The following is a 23,098-nucleotide window of genomic DNA, read 5'->3' as shown; positions in this document are numbered from 1 at the left end:
CCCCTCGTCGCTTCTCCCAGGATCTCGTGATACCCGCCCGGGAATGAAGAAGCCCCGGCCATCGGCCGGGGCTTCCCCTTCAGCAGGAGCGGAGCTCCTTACTTGTTGATCACCAATCGCTCGGTGAAGGTCTGTTCGCCTGCGGTCACCTGCACGGTGTACATACCGCTGGCCAAGCTGTTGTCCAGCGCAAGCACCAGGTTCAGGCTGCCGTTCTGGGCGCCCTCGGTGAGGCTCATCACGCGCTTGCCGAACACGTCCACGATGTCCACGGTCACCAGCACCTCGCTCTCGGGCAGGTCGGTGATGTTCAGCACCACCTGGTCGCCGCGGTTCGGGTTCGGATACAGGCTGAAGCCGCTGGCGGTCTCCATCGCGCGCGGCTGGGCGCCGGGCGTGTTGTCGATCGTCACCTGGCAGCTCAGGCCGTAGGCGCAGTAGTTCGCTCCGTTGTCGAAGCTGGCCGCCACCGTCACGTTGTAGGTGTCACCGTCCACCAGCGGTTGCGTCAGCCAGTTCAGCACCAGGGTGGCGGTGTTGCTGGTGATCACGCGGGTGAAGCCGCCGCCGTCACGCTCGAAGCGCCAGCGGTACTTGTTGGCCCCGGCCACCGGGTTGGCGTACACCTTGCCCGATCCGCCGAAGGTGCGGGTGACCCCGCAGCTGAAGTTCGGGTTGCCGGGGTTGTTCACCAGGCTCGTGGTCGGGCAGGCCGGAGGCGTGCTCGGCATCAGGAAGCGGCAGGCGGGGCCGAACTCGCTGTACGCACCGTTCACACGGCTGCGCACGCGCACGTTCAGCAGCACATCGTATGGCACCGGGCTGGTCACCATGCTGCTGATCTTCACATGGCACGCACGCGTGGCGCTCGGGGGACCGAAGCCGCCGCTGGTGGCGTGGTTGCGGAAGATGCGGCGGTTGTAGCCACCATCGGGGTTGAAGAACCAGAACTGGTAACCATCGTCCGTCTGGTCACCCACGGTCCACTCGGCGCTCACGGCCGCGTTCTCGGCCGCCACCACGAACTCGTTCGGGGTCCAGTCCTCGCGGTCGCAGCTGCTGAACAGCAGCTGGTCCGTGCCCAGCGGCAGGCAGAACGGCGAGGCCGCGCTGCTCACGCTGGTGAAGTCGTCACCGTCGTTCCAGTTGTCGATGATGCGCTGACCGGTCACGCCATTGGCCCACAGGCGGTAGCCGCCCGGAGCCAGGATGCCATCGCCGAAGCTGTCGAACACGTTCAGGTCATAACACCCGTCGATCAGGCAGCAGTCCGCCGTCACCACCGCGTTGTCCGGGTAGCCCGAGCCGCTGCACACCGGCAGTGTGTTGCCGAAGGGCACGATGTTCCAGCTGGTCTCAGAGGCGAAGCCGTCCGTCTGCAGCTCCAGCGTCACACTGTTGTCCACGCACGGGGGCACGTTGTTGCCCGCGCAGGTCACCTCCATGCTGAAGGCGCCCACGTTCGTGCTGAAGCCGGTCACCAGCACGTAGTACGTGGTGCCGCTCGTGCTGGGGAAGCTCAGGCTGCTGTGCAGGTCGTTGGAGCAGACATTGATGCCGTTCGTTCCGTTGTCGTCGTCATTGCCTTCCAGGCAAACGAGCGAACCGCAGGTGCCCGTGAAGACGCCCAGCTTGGTGTCGTAGGCCGATCCGCACAGGGCCACCTTGATCTCGCCGCCCGTACCGGTCACCGTGTACCACACGCCACCGGCCGTGTTCAGTGTCGTGGTGCAGGTGCCCACGGCATCGATGGTGGCGAACTGCGTGTTGCCGTTGGTGATGCTGTTGCAGTTCACCGCGATGGCGCCCGTGCAATCATCGTTCGGCGGCGGGCAGTTGTAGGTCTGCGGCGCCAGGTTCACGTTGCACAGCGGGTTCGAGGCCTCCAGCGTCACGATCACCGTGGTGCCGGTGGGGAAGGGGCCCACCTGCCACACGCCCGTCGCATTGGCCGTCACCACGTTCGCGTCGTAGCTGTTGGTGAGGTCGATGCTGGCGCTGCTGCCCAGGCTCGTGAGGTTCACGTCGATGAAGTACTCGTTGGTGCCACAGGCCGGCACGATGGTCTGGCCACCGGCCACCGGCGCCTCGCAAGGCACGATGTTCACAGCGACGTAGCGCACGCCGCCGTCATCGCCACCGGTATCATCCGTCACACGCAGGGTCCAGGTCCCGTTCGGGTCGCTGCCGTCGTGCAGGGTGCTCAGCGGCTGCTCGGGCGTGAAGGTGCCCACCACGTTGGGCGTGGCGGTGTTCGTCAGGGCCGCACCGCCCGCCTGCAGGGTGAAGAGGCCACCGGGGCACAAACCCGGGTCGCCCAGGTTGTCGCCGCTGCCGAACCGGTCGAACACCAGGTTCACGATGGTGCCGTTCGCGTTGATGAGCTGGATGTCCATGTCATCGTTCCAGGTGTGGCTGATGATCAGGTCCACGCTCTGCACGAAGGCGTCCGTACCCAAGGCCGTGCCCGGGTCGCTCACGCAGAACGGCACGTTGGTGATGGGGAAGGTGTTGCTCACCGGGAAAGCGGCGATCGTGTGGCATACCTCGTCGTTATCCGCGTTGGTGAAGTTGAAGGTGAGGTTGCACGCGGGGTTCGTGGCCACCACGGTGATGGTCTCGGGCGTGCCCAGGGTCGTGGGGTTGCTGTTGTAGCTGCCCGTGCCCACACCGGTGAACAGGGTGCCGTGCACGCTGCTGGTGATGTCCACGCTGGCGCTGGTGCCCAAGGCGGTCACGTTCACGCTGGCCGTGTAGGTGTTCGTGCTGCAGTCGTTGGTGCTGCTGGGGGTGGCCGTAGGCGGCAGGCAGGGGATCAGGTTCACCCTCACGAAACGCACATCGCCGAAGTCGCCATTGGTGTCGTCACATACGCGCAGGGTCCAGGCGCCGTTGGGGTCGCTGCCGTCGTGCAGCGTGCTCAGCGGCTGCTCGGGGGTGAAGGTGCCCACCACGTTGCTGGTGGCGGTGTTCGTCAGGGCCGCACCGCCTGCCTGCAGGGTGAAGAGGCCACCCGGGCACAAGGACGGATCGCCCAGGTTGTCGCCACTGCCGAAGCGGTCGAGCACCAGGTTCACCGCGGTGCCGTTCGGATTGATCAGCTGGATGTCCATGTCATCGTTCCACGTGTGGGCGATGATCAGGTCCACGCTGTTCACATATACATCCGTGCCCAGGACCGTGCCTGGGTCGGTCACGCAGAAGGACAGGTCCTGATAGGTCAATGTTGCACAGCCGTTGTCCGGAATGGGGTAGGTGCCTGCCGTATGGCAGGTGTTGTCCCGGTCGTTCTGGTTATAGGTGCCGACCACGTAGTTGCAGGTGTTGTCCCCGTTGTGGACCACGGTGATGGTCTGCGGGGTACCCCACGGCGTGGAAGGCGTGGTGTAGACGGTCAGGGTGGTCACGTCATCGGCGATGATGCCGTGCACGCTGCTCACGATGTCCACGTTGGGCGCGTCGCCCAGGCTCGTGAGGTTCACGTCCACGGTGTAGTTCGGGCTGGCGCAGGAGAACGCGCTCACCGTACCGCCGGCGGCGGGCTGCGTGCAGCTCAAGGCCGTGTAGTTGAAGCGGATCTGCGGACGGTTGCCGTTGGTCGAGGTCGTGCTCACCCCGCACTGGCTGCCGCAGCCGTCGCAGCGGACATACCGGGAACCGCTCGTCAGCGTGGCCGCGCGCACACCCCCGTAGGGAGTGGCGAAGGCCATTGAACTGGAGCCCGTGCAAATGTCCACCAGGATGTTGTCCGTGCCGTTCCAGGTGAAATTGCTGCTGAAGGTGATCATGTCATGCGAGCCGGCCACGGTGGTGACCGCATCGTAGCTCGCCGGACCGAACACCGTGGTCAGCGCGGCCGCATTGTGAGCGGCGCTGTTGGTGGCCGCGGTGTGGGCCATCCGGATGGTGTAGGCGGGGAAGGCCGGGCCGTTGTCCTCGATCACCGAGAAGCCGAGGCCCGTGATCTGCGCCCCGGCCGGCATACCGGCACCGCTGAGCTGGGCGGCGGTGTACACCGTTTGGTAGCGCATGTAATTAAAGTAGTCATCAACCGGGTCACTGCCGCTGCCGGCGGTGGTGGCGGCGTCCGTGCCGATGATGACGAACTGGGCCTGAGCGGCGGGAAGGCCGAGCAGTGCCACCGTGCCCAAAGCGAGGGCACCACGTTGCCACCAGCGCTGGCGCCGGGGCGATGTCGAGTAGGGTCGACAATTCATGGATGAAGGGTTTTGGTTGAGGTTCGGTTCGTGGATGTGGCGGTGCCGGGCCATCGTCCGGTGGGTGCAGCCCGCAGGCTGGTCAGCGTGTTCGTTCGGGCCGGCCCAAGGGCCGGAGGTCGGTTCAGGATGTGCGGCAATGGGTCCGTTGGGACGGGGATGTGATCGGGACGTGAAATGTAGGGATCGTTTGCCGATCGACAAGGGTTAACCCCGAATTCGTCGTCCGGATAGCGCCGTTGGTCGCTTTGATTTATCAACAGCCCCTGCCCCCCCGAACGCGAAAAGCCCCCCGCTCCGGCGGGGGGCTTTCGCTTAAGGTCGGTCAGCGGGGCTACTTCACCACGCTGATGCGCTGCTGATGATCGGCACCGTCCACGTTGAGGTGGACCATGTACACGCCACCGGCGAAGCCATCCAGGTCAAGCACCGTGTTGAACACGGGGCCGCTGTTCTCCATGTCCTGGGCCACCACGCGCTTGCCGGTGAGGTCGTACACCTCCAGGCTCACGCGCTGGGTGCCGGCCGTGAGGCCGTCCAGGCGGAGGTTCACTGCGCCGTCGCGCACCGGGTTCGGCCAGGCCTGCAGACCGCTGTTGGTCACCACCTCCGCATCACGCTGCTGGGCCATGGCCGGCGGGTTCAGGATGGTCACCTGGCACACCGGGCCGCAGTAGCCGCTCCACTGACCGGCGTAGAACACCTCCACGCTCACGTCGTAGGTGCTGCCGTTCACGAGCGGCAGGGTCACCCAGTTCAGCGGGCAGATGTAGTTCGGACGGACGATGGTGCGCAGGTAGCCTTCGCCCGCGTTCACGAAGCGGAAGCGGTACTGCGTGGCGCCCACCACGGGCTGGGCGAACACCTTGTCGGACCCGCCGAAGGTCTTGATCACGCCGCAGCTGTGGGCGGGGAAGCCGATGTCGTCCACCAGGCCGGTGCAGCCCGGCACGGCGGTCGGATCCAGACCCATTTCGCAGCCCGTGCCGAACCGGTCATCGGCGAAGCCGCTGGCACCCTGGTCCACCCGGACACGGGTGAAGTAGCGCACGCCGGGCAGCAGCGGGCTGGTCACCATCTCGGAGAACTTCACCCAGTTGCGCGGCACCGCGATACGGCGACGGAATCCGGCGTCGGGGTCGGAGAACTCGAACTGGTAGGTGGTGACGCCGGGCACGATGCTGGTGAACACCTTGCTCTGGAGCAGGTTGGTGAACACCCCGCACTCGGCCGCCAGAGGCTGGCTCGGGCCCGGGGGCAGGCAGAACTCGTGGCCGCTCACATAACCGGCCGTCGCCGGCGGGCTGTTCGGGCTCAGCACACCGTTGATCGTACCGTTGAAGTCGTCGCCCAGCAGGGTGCGGCCATCGGTGGTGCGCAGGCGCCAGTTGCCATTGCCGTTGCCCGTGCCGCTGAGGCCATTGCCCAGGAAGTCGAACAGGTAGAAGCTGAAGCAGTTGCCGTTCAGCGTGCTCAGGCAGGTGGGCACGGTCTCGGTGGTGTTGCCCGTGTTGTACACCGGTGCGAGGGCCACGGTCTGGAAGGCCTGGTCCTGGATCTCCCAGTAGATGCCGCTCGGGTCGTTGTCCGTGGTGATCTCCACCACCACGGTCTCGCCGGTGACGTCGATGTTCGGCTCGCTGAAGCTGTTGTTGATGGCGATCTCGTCCGCCATACCGTTCGGGTTCTGCACCGTCACGTTCAGCGTATGCGTGCCATATGGGGCCGTGAAGCCGGGCAGGTCCACCACCAGGGTGTCCTCGTAGGGCAGGCTGCCCGTCCAGGTGTAGGTGAAGGGCCCTTGGTTCGGACCACCGCCGTTCAGGTCATACACGATGTCCACGCTGGTGAGGGTGGCCTCGCCGAAGTTGGTGAGCGCCACCTTCGGGGCCAGGAACGAGGAGCAGACCAGACCGGTCGGCGAGATGATGTCGGTGATGCCCGCATCGTTCACACCCGGGTGTTCCAGCAGCACCTCGAAGGTGCCCTCGAAGCCCGTGCTGCCCGGGTTGTAGATGTACAGGAGGTAATCCGTATCGGTCGTCAGGCCCGTGAGCGGGATGTCGTACCCGTCACCATCCTGCACGCAGACCACCTGGCCGGTGGCGCCCAGGTTGCCACAGCTGCCGCTGAAGAGGGCATAGTTCAACTGGCTGGCCGTGAGGCCGCCGCTCTGGGCGCTGCCCAGCAGCACCATCCGGTGGATCGTGTTCGGACCGCTGTAGAAGCTGTACCACACGCCCTGGTTGTTCAGCACCGGGGTGCACGTCGTGTACGCATCGTTCTGTGCGCAGCTGTTGTCACCCACGGTGGAGATGCCGCTGCCGTCCTGCGGATAGCTGATGATGCCCTGGGCGTTGTTACAATCGTCGTTGGCCGGGCGCGGGCATACGGCACCGCAACCGATCTGAAGCTCGAACTGGCCGTCGGCGAAGGGCGAGGGGCTGTGCACGGCGATGTAGTACGTCTGGCCGCTCTGCGCGAAGAACTCCAACTGGCTCCGCGTGGTGCAGGCGCCGCCGAAGTCGTCGCTCATCGTGTAGCAGTTCAGGGTGTTGCAGTCCGGACCGGTGAACACGCTGATGCGCGTGTCGAACGCGGTGCCGGCGCCGCAGGTGCTGAGGATGATGTTCTCATCGGAGGCGGCCGTGTAGGTGTACCAGAGCGAACCACCGCTCACCGCGCTGTTGGTGAAGGGGCAGGCGTTGGCAGGCAGCGTGGGCAGCTTGTTGTCCGTATTGCCGATCACCGAACCGGGGCAGCTCAGCGGGATGGCGCCACTGCACACGATGTTCGCCACGCAGGGGATCGTCGGGGCCGTGGCGATCACGTTCAGGGTGTATGCCCCGCTCGCACGGCGCGCATCCCAGAGCACCGGGTAGTAGTAGGCCCCGGGTGCCAGATTCGCGAAGTTGATCGTGGCGTTCGGTGCACATGTGGTGAAGTCGTAGCTCTGTGAGTTCACGAAGAGGCTGCCGCAGTCGCCGTACATGTTCAGGGCCACCACACCCGATAGCGGCGAACCGCAGTAGTTGATCTGCACGTTGGCGCACTCGGTGAGCAGGAAGCTCTCCCACACCCAGCCGCTCACGTCCTCGTCCACGCCGTCCCAGAAGCGGATGTTGCTCAGCGTGCCGTCCTTGGTGGCGCAGTCGCGGGTGCCGGTGAACACCAGCGGGCTACCGATGCTCAGCGGGCTGGCCGCCGGGTTCTCGCTGCTGCACAGGTCGTTCGCCGGAGGTGTGCAGGCGGTGAACTCGAGGTTCCAGTCGTGGCCATTGTCGTTCCAGCGGTTGTCCCACTCGATGTAGAAGGTCTGTCCGGCGGCACCGGTGAAGGTCACGTCCGAGGCGAAGTTGAACGCCGTGCAACCATCGTCGTCCCCACCGTAGGGGACCAACGACCCGCACGTGCCCTCGTGGATCGTGACGAAGGTGTCGTCGTTGGTGGTGTTGGGCGGGTTGCACGAGCTCACGCGCACCTTGCCGTCGGCCGGCAGGGTGTAGCTCCACCAGCGCGCACCGGTCGGCACCGTGCCGTTCACCAGGGCGTTGGTGGCCGTGCCGCAGTTGATGGGGCCGTGGCTGTTGGTGCCCACCACAGCGGGCAGTGCACCCGCACAGGTGGCGTTGCAGCAGCTGGTGAGGTCGGACCGGGTGATCGTGCAGAAGGCTTCGGTGGGGTGCTGCACCGTCACGTCCACGATGGTGCCGTTGGGGTAGGGGCCCAGCACATACTGGCCCACGCCCACGCCGCTCGGCTCCGTATCGCCCACGTAATCCGTCACGATGTCCACCGCACCCGAGCTCGTGGCGTCCGTCACATCCACCGTGATGGTGAAGGTGCCCGCACCGCAGTTGTCGTTCACCGTGGCCGTCGCCGTCGGGAAGGTGCAGTCGAAGCAGACCACCGTCCACTCCCAGGGGTCGTACACGGCACTGGTGGCGCACTGCACGCTGCCGTCGCTCGTGAAGGTCATGAAGATGAAGTTCCCCGTGGCGGTCACATCCACTGCGAAGAAGTCCGGATCGGTGGTGAGGATGCCGCTGCCCGCCGGGCCCAGGTTGCCTGTATTGGCCGGGTTGGCGAAAAGCACCGGGTACGTGTTGTCCGGCCCGTCGTAGATGATCAGGTCGTCGAAGTTGCTCGTCTCGATCGTGCCGCGGGTGAAGAACAGCCGCAGGGTTCCGCTGCCCTGGCTGGAATAGAGCCAGCTCTTGTTGTCGCTGGCCACGTAGCAGTAGGTCTCGTTGGTGGCCGCTGCGCCGCAGGTGATGCAGTTCAGGGCCCCGGCATCGTACTCGCCGAGGTCGATCAGGCAGTCCCCATCCTGCTCGTTACGCACGCGCACGGCCACCACATCGGCCGATCCGGCCACGATGTTGCACAGGCCCGAAGCGTTCAGCGAGCACACCGTGGTGTACGGGCCGTTGTTGATGGACGCTTCCACCGCCACGCTGGTGGCCGAGCCGATGCTCGTCACTTCAACGCCCACCGTCAGGCTGTTGGTCGAGCAGTCCGGAGTGGCGCCGGTCACCGTCGCCACCGGGTCCGTGCACAGTGGGGTGGGTCGCACGCAGAAGTAGTCGAAGGCCATGTCGCTCGTGAAGCTTGTGCCGGACACGCCGCGCACTCGGTAGCGCACTGCCGGTCCCGTGAACACGTGGTCCATGTTCGGTGTCAGGAACCAGCCCTGGCCCTGATCACCGCTCAGTGTCCACAGGGTCGTCCAGTTGTTGCTCAGCGCGGGATCCTCGATCTGCACGCTCATGGTGCCCATGGTGGCGCCGTACATGTTGTAGGCCATCCGGGCGCGGATGCTGCCGTTCACCATGCCCGTCACGTCGAATACCGGGGACAGCACATCGATGGTGTTGCCCGCGCAGGAGCCCGATTCCATGTACACATAATTACCTGTGGACGTGCCCGGCACATAGTCCGGCTGGCCGCTGCCCGATCCATTGCCGGGACCGGTGGCGGTGGAGGTCGTTCCGCCCTCGTCCACGCTCCAGTTGCCGGTGCCGTCCGCCTCACTGTTGTCCCAGCCCACGGCCTCCAGCGCAGTGCCCGTGCAGGCCAGCACGGAGGTGCAGGTCGAGGGTTGGCAGAGCGTCGCTCCCTCGAAGTCCTCGCAATACGGGAACGTGTTCACCACAGGCGGGCACAGGCTGGCGAAGCTGCCCAGGCCCACGTTGCAGTCCACGTTGTTCTCATGCTCCATGGTGATCACCACGGTCTGGCCCACGGTGTAGGGGCCCATCACGTAGGGCGTGGGGCTCGCCGTCACTGCGGCGTGCTCCACACCGTCCAGGTCGCTCACCAGGTCCACGGTGGCACCGTCGCCGGTGCTGGTCACCGTCACCTCCACCGTGAAGGTGCCCGCCAGGCAGTTCTCCACGATGGCCGTGGTGGCCGTGGGTGCCGTGCAGGCCGGGCCCTCGCTCACGCAGAAGTAGTCGAAGGCCATGTCGCTGGTGAAGCTGCTGCCCGAGATGCCGCGAACGCGGTAGCGCACCTGGGTGCCCGTGTAGGCATGGTCCAGCGTCGGGGTCAGGAACCAGCCCTGGCCCTGGTCGCCGCTCAGGCTCCACAACTGGGTCCAGGTGTTCGATCCCGCGGGGTCCTCGATGTCGATGGCCATGGTGCCCATCGTGGCGCCATACATGTTGTAGGCCATCTGCACCCGCACGTTCGGGTTCGCGAAGCTGCTGACATCGTACACCGGCGAGTTGGCGATGATCGTATTGCCCGCGCAGGAGCCCGATTCCATGTACACGTAGTTGCCCGTGGTGGTGCCGGGCACGTAGTCCGATTGCCCGGTGCCGGCGCCTGTGCCCGGACCCGTGGCCGTGGAGGAGGTGCCTCCTTCGTCCACGCTCCAGTTGCCGGTGCCATCCGCGGTCGAGTTCTCCCAGCCCACCGGCGTCAGCGAGGTGCTCGTGCAGGCCAGCACGGAGGTGCAGGTCGAGGGCAGGCAGTTCACCGCCAGCTCGAAGTCCTGGCAGCTCGGGAAGGTGTTCACCAGCGCCGTGGTCGCGAAGTTCACGCTGTTGCTGTTCAAGCTCCAGGTGCCTGCGCAATCCTGTCGCACCACCGCGCTGTAGCTGGTGCCGGGCGTGAGGCCCGTCACCGTGCCGGAGGTACCCGCGAAGGGACCGGCCATGGTGCCGCCCACACCGGGGCTGCCGTTGGTGCCAGGCGTCCAGCCCGGCGCGCCGTATTCGATCCAGTACGGTCCGGTGCAGCCGGCGCAGACCCACGTGAAGCTGGCCTCGGTGGCCGTGACGCCCGTGCTGGCGAAGGAGGCCGGGGCCGGACAGCTCGGCGGATCGCCCACGCGCCAATCATCCGTGCAGATGTACCACGGTGACGTATTGAGCGACACGTCCTGTACGCCAAAGTAGTACACTCCGGAACTCACCGGGGTGAAGAGGTACGCGGCCTTCTCGTAGGTGGTGTTCACCACGTTGACAATGCTGCCGAGCGGGCTCATCGAAGCGGCGTTCGCCGCACTGCCCACGCCGACGTTCAGCGTATGTCCGGCGATCGCGTCGGTGTGCACGTACCAGAACGAGAACTCATAGGTCTGGCCGCCGGTGAGCTGCATGCCCGGCGTGAAGAGCCAGCTGTTCGCATTGAAGCTGTGCGCCATGTAATCCGTTCCGGTCCGGGGGCCGATGCTATTGCGGATCGGGGTGACCCGGGTGCGCCAGGTGTTCGCTCCCGTGCCGGTGATGATCTCGCGCGTGTAGCAGATCAGCGGGTCGCCGTTGTCGATCGTCGCCCCCTCGAAGCTGTCCGTCCACGGCAAGGTGCTCACCGGCAGGCAGGGCGTGGTGAAGCTCACTCCAGTGGACCAGTTGCTGGCGATGGGACCGGGGCAATTGGACAGCACGTACACCGTGTAGGTGGTCTGATCGCTCAGGCCAAGGAGGTTGATCGGGCTGCCGGCGATGGTACCGCTGAAGGCCAGTCCTGTAGGTCCGGAACCTGCGGCGCCGGAGGTGCGCACTTCGTAATCGTAGTTCAGGGCTCCGGTCGAGGTCCAGGTGACATCCGCGCTGGTGGGGCTCAGCACGTTCACCGCCACATCGGTGGGCGGGAAACAGCTGGCGGGCGCGTATTCGTCCGCACCGATGTCAGCAGGCGTTGGGCGCGGGTCGCCGTCGATGTCCGTCGTGATCCAGGCCAGGCCCGCGATCGGACCGGCACCGTCGTTGTCCGGGCCGGTGACGTGCAGGTCGCTGTTGTTGTCCACGTACAGCGGGTCGGCGCCGATCGAGCTCGCATCCGTGCCGGGGTTGCCCGTCAGCGCACCGGTCCAATCGGTGAGCAGCGTGCGGTTCGTGGCGCTGGTCTGGCCGATGTGACCGTTGCCGGCGTTCGCGATGTACAGGTTGTTGTAGTTGCTCTCCGAACCAGCTGCGCCGAAGGTGGTGGTGCCCGCCGTGCGGATCGCGAAGTGCACCGCCGTACCGGTCTGGTTGCCGGTGTAGTTGGCCAGCGTGTTGCCGCGGGCACGGTTCACGCTCGTGGCGCTGATGAAGTCCAGGCAGACCGTGGAATAGCTCGCCGCCCCGATGTTGTCCAGGGACACGTTGTTGTGGTCGATCTCATAGGTCATTCCCGCCGCACCGTTCGACACGTAGATCCCCGTGACCATCCGCGTGGTGGTCGCCGCTCCGGTGTAGGCACCGGTGATGTTGCTCACGAAGTTGTTGTACACCCGCAGGTTGTGCGTGCCCGTGGTCAGGGTCGCCACATCGATCCCGCGTTGGCCGCTCGTGCTGGTGGTGCTCGTGTTGCGCACGCCATACACCCGGTTGCCATGCACCACCGAGTTGCCACCGCAGCCGACCCAGGAAATGCCGCGGTTGATGCCCGCCGAGCTGGCGGTGTTGCGCACCGTCACGTCGAAGATCTGACCGTCGCTCTGGCTGTTGAACTGCACTCCGAAGGCCAGCGTCGTGCTGCCGCCGATGTCCGGGGTGGGCAGCCCCACGAAGTCGGCACCGATGGTCGACGTGCCGCCGGCCTCCGTGCCCACGATGTTGCCCGTGCCGGGCCAGCTGGTCGAACCCGAAGTGACGAAGATCCCCGAATAGACATCGGTGATCGTGAAGTTGAGGAAGCTGTTGTTGCTGTTGCTACCGCTGGCTGCCGTGGGCGTGAAACCGCCGCCGGTGGTGCTGCTCGTGCACATGATGCCCCGGCTGTTCGTGTTCGTGCGGTCCAGATCGATCGTGCAGTTCTTGATCGTGTTGTTGTTCGCCGACACCGTGGCGCTCGCGTTGGCGATGTAGTAGCCGTATTCCACGGCCGCCCCGCCATTGATGTCGATCCCGTCCACCGTGATGTAATTGCCACCCCGGATGCCGAAGGCATGGTCCGTGGTGCCCGCGCCGCCTGTGGCGGCGATCACCGGGTTGGCACCAACGCCCGAACGCTGGAAGGTGATGGGCAGGCCCGCCGCACCCGAGGCCGTCAGCAGGGGAGGGTCCTCCGTGAAGGTATGTCCGGCCGTGACGTTGAAGGTATAGGCCCCCGTGAACGGTCCGCAGATGGAGAGCCCATTGAGGTAGGTGATCGCGTCCGTGAAGTTGTTGAAGTTCAACCCCGCGGTCGGCAACGAGTTGTCGATCGTGAAGGTGCCACCAGGCCCGGCGTTCGTGACCGGCAGGAAGAACTCCGGCGTCTGGTCCGAGTTGGGCAGCGGGGACGCCGTACAGGTCACCACGCAGACGTAGTAGGTGTTGGCCGTCACCACGCCGGTGTTCACGGAGGTGCCGCTGCCGACGAACGTGCTGTAGGGTCCGCCGGAGACGCTGCTGCTGTACCATTCGCGGGTGAGACCGGTACCGGTCGTGCTGCCGTTCACGTTCAACGTGGCCGTGCCGCCGTTGCACACGAACGGTGGGCCGCTGATCGTACCCGCTGTCGGCTGGCCGGAACAGGCCGTCGCCGGAATGAACGTGACCGAGCCGGTGAAGTAGCGATTGATGTTGCCTGTATTGGTGAACAATCCTCCATAACCGACCACACCGGAAGCCCCTGGAAGGGTGACATCCCCGCACTGAAGCGAAACGCCTCCGACGGTGAAGGTATTCGGGCTGATGACCCCGGTCCCGCTATAGCGGATGTTCTGGTTCGATTCCAGCAGGAAGCGCACCGAGGTCCCATTGGGGATCAGGTACGTCATGCCCGAGATGGTGGGCTGGATCCCATCCGCGGGCACCGACAGGTTCGTTCCGGTGCCGACCACGCTCCAGTTCCCCGCAACGAAGGGGAAGTACGAACCGCCCATGGACGCCGGGACCGTCGTCGCCCACAACGTCGTGTTCGCGCCAATGGATGCGGCCAGCCAATACGAGGCGAGGTCCGTCAAGAGGATGTCCCCTCCTGAGGTGTTGGTGACACCGAAGGTGATCACCCCGTTCCCGGAGACGCCGTTCCCTCCGTTGTACGGCGGGTTGGAGCCCGCTGTGGTGATCGTTTGTGCCTGTGTGGATGGCAACAGACCAAGCAGCAGGAGCAACGCAAGGAGCGTGGGCCAACGGAGCAGAGATGAACGCATGGGAGTGGGTTTGGGGCGCGGAATGTGAAAGACATGCTACGCTGGTCCGACGGTCCGCCGCCGATGAAGGCCAGGACAGCAGGTGGCCTGCGTTGCGATGCCGAAGCTAAGCGGGCTCGGTGAACTGTTGGTCGAATTGTTGAAAACTCGGCCTTTATCCGGGCAACGCGTTCAGGATGTGACCATCGGTGCCCCCCCCGAACGCGAAAAGCCCCCCGCTCCGGCGGGGGGCTTTCGCATAAGGTCGGTCAGCGGGACTACTTCACCACGCTGATGCGCTGCTGGTGCACGGCACCGTCCACGTTGAGGTGGACCATGTACACGCCACCGGCGAAGCCATCCAGGTCAAGCACCGTGTTGAACACGGGGCCGCTGTTCTCCATGTCCTGGGCCACCACGCGCTTGCCGGTGAGGTCGTACACCTCCAGGCTCACGCGCTGGGTGCCGGCCGTGAGGCCGTCCAGGCGGAGGTTCACCACGCCGTCGCGCACCGGGTTCGGCCAGGCCTGCAGACCGCTGTTGGTCACCACCTCAGCATCACGCTGCTGGGCCATGGCCGGCGGGTTCAGGATGGTCACCGAGCATACCGGGCCGCAGTAACCGCTCCACTGTCCGTTGTACAGCACTTCCACGCTCACCTGATAGGTGCTGCCGTTCACGAGCGGCAGGGTCACCCAGTTCAGCGGGCAGATGTAGTTCGGACGGACGATCGTGCGCAGGTAGCCTTCGCCGATGTTCTCGAAGCGGAAGCGGTACTGCGTGGCACCCACCACGGGCTGGGCGAAGATCTTGTCAGACCCACCGAAGGTCTTGATCACGCCGCAGCTGTGGGCGGGGAAGCCGATGTCGTCCACCAGACCGGTGCAGCCCGGCACGGCGGTCGGATCCAGACCCATCTCGCAACCCGTCCCGAAGCGATCGTCGGCGAGGCCGGCCGCACCCTGGTCCACACGGACACGGGTGAAGTAGCGCACACCGGGTTGCAGCGGGCTGGTCACCATCTCGGAGAACTTCACCCAGTTGCGCGGCACCGCGATACGGCGGCGGAATCCGGCGTCGGGGTCGGAGAACTCGAACTGGTAGGTGGTGACACCGGGCACGGTGGTGGCGTACACTTTGTTCTGCAGCAGGTTGGTGAAGATGCCGCACTCACCCGCCTGCAGGGTGCTGGGACCCGGAGGCAGGCAGAACTCGTGGCCGCTCACGTAACCGGCCGTCGCAGGCGGGCTGTTCGGGCTGAGCAGACCGCTGATCGTGCCGTTGAAGTCGTCACCCAGGAGGGTCTGCCCACCCAGGGTGCGCAGGCTCCAGCTGCCGTTGCCGTTGCCCATACCGCTCAGGCCATCGCCCAGGAAGTCGAACAGGTAGAAGCTGAAGCAGTTGCCGTTCAACGTGCTCAGGCAGGTCGTCACATCCACCGTGGTGTTGCCCGCGCCATAGGCAGGGGCCGCGGCCACGACCTGGAAGGCCTGGTCCTGGATCTCCCAGTAGATCTGGGTCGGATCGTTGTCCGTGGTGATCCGCACGATCACGGTCTCACCCGTCACGTCGATGTTCAGCTCGCTCGTGAGGTCGTTGCCCGGGATCTCGTCCACCTGGCCGTTCGGGTTCTGCACCGTCACGTTCAGCGTGTGCGTGCCGTACGGGGCCGTGAAGCCCGGCAGCTGCACCACTTCAGTACCCAGGTAGGGCAGGCTGCCCGTCCAGTTGTACACGAAGGGACCCGTGAGGCCACCGTCCAGGTCGTAGACGATGTTCACGCTGGTGAGGGTGTTCTCGCCGAAGTTGGTCAGCACCACCTCAGGCTCGAGGAACGAGGTGCACACCAGACCGGTCGGCGCGTTGATGGCGGTGACGCCCGCGTCGTTCCGACCAGGGTGCTCCACCATCACTTCGAAGGTGCCCTCGAAGCCCGTGCTGCCCGGGTTGTACACGTACAGCAGGTAGTCCGCGGGGTAGGTCAGGCCCGTCAGGACGATGTCGTAACCATCGCCGTCGTCGTCGCAGCCCACTTGGCCCAACGCGCTGAGGTCGCCGTTGCAACCACCGCTGAAGAGCGCGTAGTTCAACTGGCTGGCGGTGAGCGCACCGTTCTGCGGAGAGCCCAGCAGGTCAAGCACGTGGATCGAGTTATTGCCGCTGTTGAAGCTGTACCACATGCCCTGATTGTTGAGCACCGGGCTGCAGGTGGTGAAGGCATCGTTCTGCGCGCAGCTGTTGTCGCCGCCGGTCGGGGTTCCCGAACCATCGGCCAGGAAGCTGGTCAGCCCCGTCGCACCCAAGCAGCCGTCGTTCGTCGGACGCGGGCACACCGGGCCGCAACCCACCTGCAGTTCAAAGGCACCGTCATCGAAAGCGGACGGGCTGTGCACCGCGATGTAGTAGGTCTGGCCACCCTGGGCGAAGAACTCCACCTGGCTCCGGTTGGTGCAGGCACCGCCGAAGTCGTCGCTCATGGTGTAGCAGCTCAGGCTGCCGCAGGCACCGCCGGTGTATACGCTGATGCGGGTATTGAACACCGTGGTGATGCCGCAGGTGCTGAGGATGATGTTCTCATCCGCAGCGGCCGTGTAGGTGTACCAGAGCGAACCACCGCTGGTGTTGCCCGTGAAGGGGCAGCCGTTGACCGGCAGGGTCGGGAACTGGTTGTTCGTATTGCCCGTCACGGAACCGGGGCAGCTCAGGGGCAGCGCACCGGCGCAGTTGATGTTCGGGGCGCACGGGTTCGTGGGCGCAGTGGCCGTCACGTTGATCTGGTACGGACCCACCATGTTCAGCGGCAGCGACCACAGCACCGGGTAGTAGTAGTTGCCCGGAGACAGGTCCTCGAAGAAGATGGTCGGGTTGCCGTCCACGCAGGTGACGAAGTCGTAGGTCTGCGAGTTGATGAACAGCGTGCCGCAATCCCCGTACATGTTCAGCGCACCGTACTGGAAGCTCGGCGTGCCGCAGTAGCTGATCTGCACGTTGGCGCACTGGGTCAGCTCGAAGGCCACCCACTCCCAACCGGTCGCTTGCGCGAAGGGGTTCGGCGAGATGCCGTCCTGCGTCTGGCAATCCAGCGTACCGGTGAAGACCACGGCCGGGTTGCCGATGGAGATCGGGTTGGCCGCCGGGTTCTTGTTCACGCACAGGTCGGCCGGGTCGGGCGTACAGGGCGTGAAGCTCAGGTCCCAGTTGAAGCCCGCCGGGTTCCAGCGGTCGTCCCACTCGATGAAGACCTGCTGGCCGTTGGTGACGAACACCGATGCCGTGCTGGCAAAGGCGCTTCCACCAAATGCCCACGTGCACTCATCGTCGCCGGAGGCCAGCATCGTCAGACCGCCGCAGGCACCACCGTGGATGGTGAGGCGCGTGTCGTCGTTGCCCGTGTTCACCGCGCCGCAGGCAGAGGCCGTGAGCACACCGGTGCCGGTCGCCGTGTAGGTGAACCAGCGGGCGTGCGTGGCACCAGCCGCTTGCGCGTTGGTGGCACCGTTGCCGCAGTTGATCGGGCCGGTCGTGTTCACGCCCAGCACGGCGGTCACCGCATCAGCGCAGAGGCCGTTGCAGGTGCTGAAGGTGATCGGACCCACCCAGCTGCTCGTGCCGTTGCCACCGCAGTCGGCCTGCAGGTAGGCTTCGTAGGAGTTGCCCGGGGTCAGGCCACCGATGGTCGCCGTCGGGGTCGGGGTCACCGGCACGGTCGTGCCCGTGCCTTGGGTGAAGCCCGCAGGACCCCACTCGATGTTCCAGGCGGTCTCCGTACAGGCGATGTTCCAAGTGAACGAGGCGCTGCTGCCCGTGCTGGCGCTCACGAGGAAGTTGCCCGGAGCGGGGCAGGGCGGCGGGGGCAGGATGGTCACATCGTAGTCCTCCGTCTCACCCCAGCCGTAGTTCAGGCAGGGATCGATCGTGTTGGCCGACGTGGCATACACCTCACGCACACGCATGCGCTTCAGGCCCGGGGTCGGGTTGCAGGGCAGGGTCAACGGGAAGGTCGCCGAGCCGAACGCCGTGTTGATCGGGCCGAAGAAGCCCACACGCTCGCTCGGGGTCTCGAAGGTGCCGTTCTCGTTGAAGTCGATCCACACCGCGATGTTCTGGTTGGTGAAGCTGCCGATCGTCACTTCGATCGTGTAGGTCCCGCCGGCCACCAGGCTCGCCGTGTAGTTCGGCAGGCCCGTGTAGTACGTGTAGGAGATGTTCGGGCTGGTCGCCGTGCCGGTGTTGTTCAGCAACGTCGTGCCGAAGATCTCCACCTCGCTGATCAGGTCGCCGGAGCCGATACCGTAGGTGTAGGTCGGGATGCAGATGCACGCGCTGGCCGGGTTCATCAGCACCTGGATCGGGGTGCTGGCATTGTTGCCGTTGCCCGCGCAGGTCACCACGCAGCGGTACCAGGTCGCCGTGCTCTGGGTGGTGGTCCAGGTCGAGCCGGGAGGACCGGCCGGGGTCCACGTGCTTCCGTCCGGCGAGGTCTCCCACTGGTAGGTGACCCCCGTGCCGAGCGTGTTGTTCTGCAGGCTCAGGGTGAACGAGTTCGACGCGCACACCGAGGGCAGCGTGCTCAGGGTGTTGCCCGGGTTGGGCTGACCGCTGCACGGCACCGGCGTGTTGATGTTCACGCTGAAGTCCATCACGGAACCCCAGGTGAAGCCGCCGCACGGGTTCAGCGGCGCCACACCGCTCTCCTGTTGCATCACGCGCATGCGGGTGATGCCCAGGGTGGCCGTTACCGGCACCGTGAAGTTCAGGTTGGCCACCCCCGGAGGCGCTCCGCTCTGGGTGCCCAGCGATTCACCGGCCTCGAACAGACCGTCCTGGTCGTAATCGATCCACACTTCACCCGTGCCGTTGTAGTTGCCGCCGCAGGTGCCGAAGTCCACCGAGATGGTGTACATCCCTCCCTGCACCAGATCCGCCGTCAGGGCGGTCAGGTCCTGCACGCCCAGCACGCCGGTGGGGCAGCTGGGGAAGGTGTAGTTGATGCTGCCCGGGGCTCCCGTGAGCTGCACGCTCTCCACCTGGCTGTCCGCCGGGCTCGTGGGGCCCACGCCCGCCGTGCAGTAGCAGCTCAGGAAGGAGCTCATGTTCACCGTCCAGGTGCTGGAGGTCGTGGTCTGGCTGCTGTTCGTGCACGTGATGTCGCAGTAGTACACGGAGGCACTGGTCTGCGAGGTGCTCAGCGTGGCGCTGTTGCCACCCGTGGGGTTGTACGTGGCGCCGCCATCGGTGCTCACGTACCACTGGTAGCTGTAACCACTTTCGGTCGGCGGGTTCTGCAGGCCCAGGGTGAAGTTGACACCGCCGCAGACACTGGCCGGACCCGTGACGCTGTTGGCGGGCGGGGAGCCGGAGCAGCCGACCAGCTGGTCGATGGTGATGCAGTAGTCCTCCGTTTCGCCGCCGCCCATGATCGTGCAGGCGTCGCCGGCACCGTTAAAGTTGCCCGTCCCACGGCTGCGGACGCGCATGCGGGAGTTGCCCAAGGTGGCACCGTTCGGCACCGTCACCTGCACCGAGTTGGTGGTGCCCGCGGTGAACACCTGGTACCATTCGCTGGCGTCGAAGATCTGGTCGGCGTTCCAGTCGAACCACACCGAGGTGATCGCGCTGGCATCGCAGGTCATCGTGAAGGTGTAGGTGAGACCCTCGGACAGCGTGGTGGTGGCCGTTTGCAGGGAGTAGTTCGTGCCACCCGAGCAGCCCGCCGTGGTGTTGTTCAGGGTATTGATCTGCACGTTGGTGATGCAGGCCGAGCCGGCGTTGGTCACCGCGCAGTAGGCCGCGCACTCGCAGGCACCGCCCACGTTCACCAGCACCGCGGTGCTAGTGCCGGAGAAGCCGCTGAACGTGCAGGTCACCGTGCAGCGGTAGTAGGTGCTGGCCGCCAGGGTCGTGGTCCAGGTCGGGGCGTCGGGTGCGCCGGCCGGGCTCCAGGTGCTGCCGTCCGGCGAGGTCTCCCACAGGTAGCTGCCGCCCGAGCCGTTGATGTTGTTCTGCAGGCTGAGGGTGAAGCTCTGCGCGGGGCAGGCCGTGCTCAGCGTGCTCAGGGTGTTGCCCGGCGTGGGCGTGCCCGAGCATACCGCCGCGGCGTTCACCGTGAAGCAGTAGTCCTCGGTCTCACCCCAGGTGTAGCCCGTGTTGGAGTAGTTCGTCGCGGTGGGGAAGCCCGCTTCGACGTTCACCACGCGCATGCGGGTGGTGCCCAACAGCGCGGTGATGGGCACGGTGAAGTTGCCGGTCTTCGTGTGGTTGCCCGAGGCCGCCACCGGTTGGTTGTAGACGAATTCGTCCATGTCCACGAAGTCGCCGTCCGGGTTCCAGTCCACAAAGAGCTGGAAGCCGTTGCCGTAGCTGCCGCCGCAGGAGGTCTGCGTCAGGCTGAAGGACACCATGTCCAACTGCGTCGCCGTCACCCCGTAGGTGCCGGTGTAGTTGCTGTATTGGGACGGGATGGAGCCCGCGCCAGGAGCCAAGTCGCTGCAGACGCTGTTCACGTTCATCGCGCCCACCGTCACGTTGGTGATATCCTCGTCCGCCGGGCTGCTGGCGAAGAAGGCCGGGTACGCGCCGCAGATGCAGAGGTCGTTGATGGTGGTCACCGGTACCGCGGTGCTGGTGCCGGAGAAGCCGCTGAAGGAGCAGGTCACCACGCAGCGGTAGTAGGTGTCTGCCGCCTGGGTGGTGGTCCAGGAGGGCAGGTTCGGCGAGCCGCCAGCGGGGCTCCACGAACTGCCGTCCGGAGATGTTTCCCACGAGTAGTTGACGCCGGTGCCCACCGTGAGGTTCTGCAGGCTGAGCGTGAAGCTCGTGGACGGGCAGGCGCTGGCCAGCGTGCTCAGGGTGTTGCCCGGCGCGGGCGTGCCCGTGCAGGCCGACGAGGCCGTCACCGTGAAGCAATAGTCCTCGGTCTCACCCCAGGTGTAGGCCGTGTTGGAGTAGTTCGTCACGGTGGGGAAGGTCGTTTCGACGTTCACCACGCGCATGCGCGTGGTGCCCAACAGCGCGGTGATGGGCACGGTGAAGTCGCCGGTCTTCGTGTGGTTGCCCGTGGCCGCCGCCGGTTGGTTGTAGACGAATTCGTCCATGTCCAGGAAGTCGCCGTCCTGGTTCCAGTCCACAAAGAGCTGGAAGCCGTTGCCGAAGGCGCCGCCGCAGGAGGCCTGCGTCAGGCTGAAGGGCACGAGGTCCAACTGAGAGGCCGTCACCCCGAAGGTGCCGGCGTAGTTGCTGTAGCGGTTCAGGATGGAACCCGCGCCGGGCGCCAGGGTGGCGCAGGTGGAGTTCACGTTCATCGCGCCCACCGTCACGTTGGTGATCTCCTCGTCCGCCGCATTGCTGGCGAAGATGGCCGGGTAGGCGCCGCACTGGCAGGCGTTGGAGGTCAGGGTCACCTGCAGGTCCGTGCTCGTGGCGCTCTGACCGCTGTTGGTGCAGGTGACGATGCAGTGGTAGTAGGTGGACGCCGCCATGGTGGTGGCGTAGGTCGCGTTGGTCGCACCCATGATGGGCGTCCAAGAGCTGCCGTCCGGCGAGCTCTCCCACTGATAGGTGATGCCACCTTGACCGGCGAAGTTGCCCGAGAAGGACAGCGTGAACGCCTGTCCCAGGCATGCGCTGGCCAGGGTGGACAGGGTGCTGCCGGGTGCCGGTGTGCCCGCGCAGGGGGTCGGCGGAATGAAGGTGATCACCAGGTCCGGTGCGGCCGCAGGAGCGCCCGGATAGCCACCGACGTTATAGTTGTTCGTGGAGGCGCGGACGTAGCCGATGTTGGCGTTGTTCGTTCCGCAGTTGGCCTGGATGAAGGCCAGGCCCGTCGCATTGAGCACCTTCGTGTTCAACGCGTTGGCCGTCCATGAGGAGGCGTTCAGCGAAGTTCCGCTCCCACACGCCGTGTACAACGCAGGGCCAGCGATGCTCGCCGGGTCACCCGTGAACCCGTACAGGTTGTTCGTCGCACTGGAGGAGGTGGAGGTGTAAGTGGTGAAGTTCGCCGTGACGGCCGTCACCGTCGAGCCCGCGGGGATCGACGTCAGGTCGTAATGCGCCCAACCCCGGTTCGCACTGGAGTTGACCGTGATCATGTTGCCGTCGTTCTTCGTACCGGCGGAGTTCACCGAGCCGGATTGGAACGAACCCGACGTGCCCGTGCAGGTGATGGTCGTTTGCGACCACCCCAACGCGGCCGAACAAGTGGCCGCGACCGCCAGCAAGGCGTGCTTCCACCCCGTTCGACGCGTTCGGCCCGTAGGCCTTGCGTTCTGAAGGTTCATGTGTAGGTGTTTGGTTTTGGATGAGGGAGCTGTGATGGCGAACGGGCCACCGCCGTTGGTAAGTCGGCACCGGTGTTGGACGACCGGGTCGACTGGGCGCTTCGTTCAAAGGAGGTTCGATCCAAGGAGTGGCCTGGCGGCCTGGGGACTCGTGTGGACTGGGGGTTGGGGGCTTGGAGTTGTGGAGTTGTGGAATGATGCTGTGCTGGTGCGCTGCTCAGGTGGTCACCCTGGGGCACCGTGGTCGTATTCGCAGGGTTGGAAGCGGGTGGCAAAGGCCACCGTCCAGGCCGGCCCGGTGAATGGCTGAAGCGTTCCTTTCGCTCCTGTCGGAACGACCCATCACGCTCGAGCACGAGCGGAACAAGCCGTCGGTCGATGTCAAGGGTACCGTCATCTGCAGGGATCGGTTCTTCATCCGATCGGTCAATACTATTGGATCGTTAGGTGCGGAGCAAGGAAAAAAAGTTTTGAACAGGAGGCAACCGATCGGGCGTGGCCGTGCCCATGGCGATACGACCGGTGCCCGGCCCGTGCCCTCAGCGGGAAAGGGTGGTGGGGCTGGAGGCCGGCTTGCCCGAGGTGGCGCCTTTCTTTTCGGGTGGCGTACCCTGCGTACCGTCCTCCTTGCGATGACCATGGGTGGAGCCCGGCTCGGCCGTGTCCATGGTCACCGGCACACCCTGCTTGGTGGCGCGCAGGAGCTTCTCGGCCTGCTCGGTGGTGAGCGAGCGGTTGAGGCCGGACCAGGCTTCGCGCTGTTGCTCCTCCAACTGCGCCATCATCGCACGCAGGCCTTGCCGCGTGTCGGTCTGCTGGCTCTCGTGCTCCACCAGCATGCGCCGGCATTCGACCACCTGTTCCGGGGTCAACTTCAGCAGTTCGTCCAACCAGGCCACCTGCGCTTCCGCGTAGTGGGCCGGGGTAACGTCCGCGGTCTGGGCGGTCGCGCGGGGTTGCGCGGCCAGCAGGATGATGGCCAGGGAAAGGGTGCGGATGATCATGGGTCGTGGGGTTAGGGGAGCCCAAGTTAGGGGATCGGCGATCCG

5 protein-coding genes are annotated in these 23,098 nt (G+C 65.6%); 1 reads left to right on the top strand and 4 read right to left on the bottom strand.

What is annotated here, in order from left to right:
- Positions 1–98: 98 nt before the first annotated feature.
- The 3 genes from IPJ87_09245 to IPJ87_09235 form a co-directional block, all read right to left on the bottom strand.
- Entirely contained in the window at positions 99–4,217 is a 4,119-nt protein-coding gene (locus tag IPJ87_09245; protein ID MBK7942046.1) for a proprotein convertase P-domain-containing protein, read from the bottom strand.
- 334 nt (positions 4,218–4,551) lie between these two features.
- On the bottom strand, positions 4,552–13,791 hold the full coding sequence (locus IPJ87_09240; GenBank protein ID MBK7942045.1) for a T9SS type A sorting domain-containing protein: 9,240 nt from the start codon (positions 13,789–13,791) through the stop codon (positions 4,552–4,554).
- Positions 13,792–14,048: 257 nt separating this feature from the next.
- Positions 14,049–21,860: a T9SS type A sorting domain-containing protein gene (locus tag IPJ87_09235; GenBank protein ID MBK7942044.1), complete on the bottom strand. Its 7,812-nt coding sequence runs from the start codon at positions 21,858–21,860 to the stop codon at positions 14,049–14,051.
- On the opposite strand from IPJ87_09235, the gene IPJ87_09230 reads away from it, so the two are divergent.
- A complete protein-coding gene (locus tag IPJ87_09230; protein MBK7942043.1) occupies positions 21,859–22,041 on the top strand; it encodes a hypothetical protein in 183 nt (60 codons plus the stop codon). The genes IPJ87_09235 and IPJ87_09230 overlap by 2 nt on opposite strands.
- Positions 22,042–22,588: 547 nt before the next feature.
- Here IPJ87_09230 and IPJ87_09225 read toward each other — a convergent pair.
- The gene (locus tag IPJ87_09225; protein ID MBK7942042.1) at positions 22,589–23,053 is read right to left on the bottom strand and encodes a hypothetical protein; all 465 of its coding nucleotides are present in this window, start codon (positions 23,051–23,053) and stop codon (positions 22,589–22,591) included.
- Positions 23,054–23,098 lie beyond the last annotated feature (45 nt).

The sequence above is a fragment of the Flavobacteriales bacterium genome (assembly GCA_016713875.1).
Lineage (GTDB): Bacteria > Bacteroidota > Bacteroidia > Flavobacteriales_F > PHOS-HE28 > PHOS-HE28.
The sequence above is the reverse complement of the archived record's forward strand: the minus strand, read 5'-3'. Positions and strand labels throughout refer to the sequence as shown.

Excerpts from the sequence above, each read along its gene's own strand:
- IPJ87_09245 (MBK7942046.1), bottom strand. The coding sequence starts at position 4,217 with ATGAATTGTCGACCCTACTCGACATCGCCCCGGCGCCAGCGCTGGTGG.
- IPJ87_09240 (MBK7942045.1), bottom strand. The coding sequence starts at position 13,791 with ATGCGTTCATCTCTGCTCCGTTGGCCCACGCTCCTTGCGTTGCTCCTG.
- IPJ87_09230 (MBK7942043.1), top strand. The coding sequence starts at position 21,859 with ATGTTGCCGTCGTTCTTCGTACCGGCGGAGTTCACCGAGCCGGATTGG.
- IPJ87_09235 (MBK7942044.1), bottom strand. The coding sequence starts at position 21,860 with ATGATCACGGTCAACTCCAGTGCGAACCGGGGTTGGGCGCATTACGAC.
- IPJ87_09225 (MBK7942042.1), bottom strand. The coding sequence starts at position 23,053 with ATGATCATCCGCACCCTTTCCCTGGCCATCATCCTGCTGGCCGCGCAA.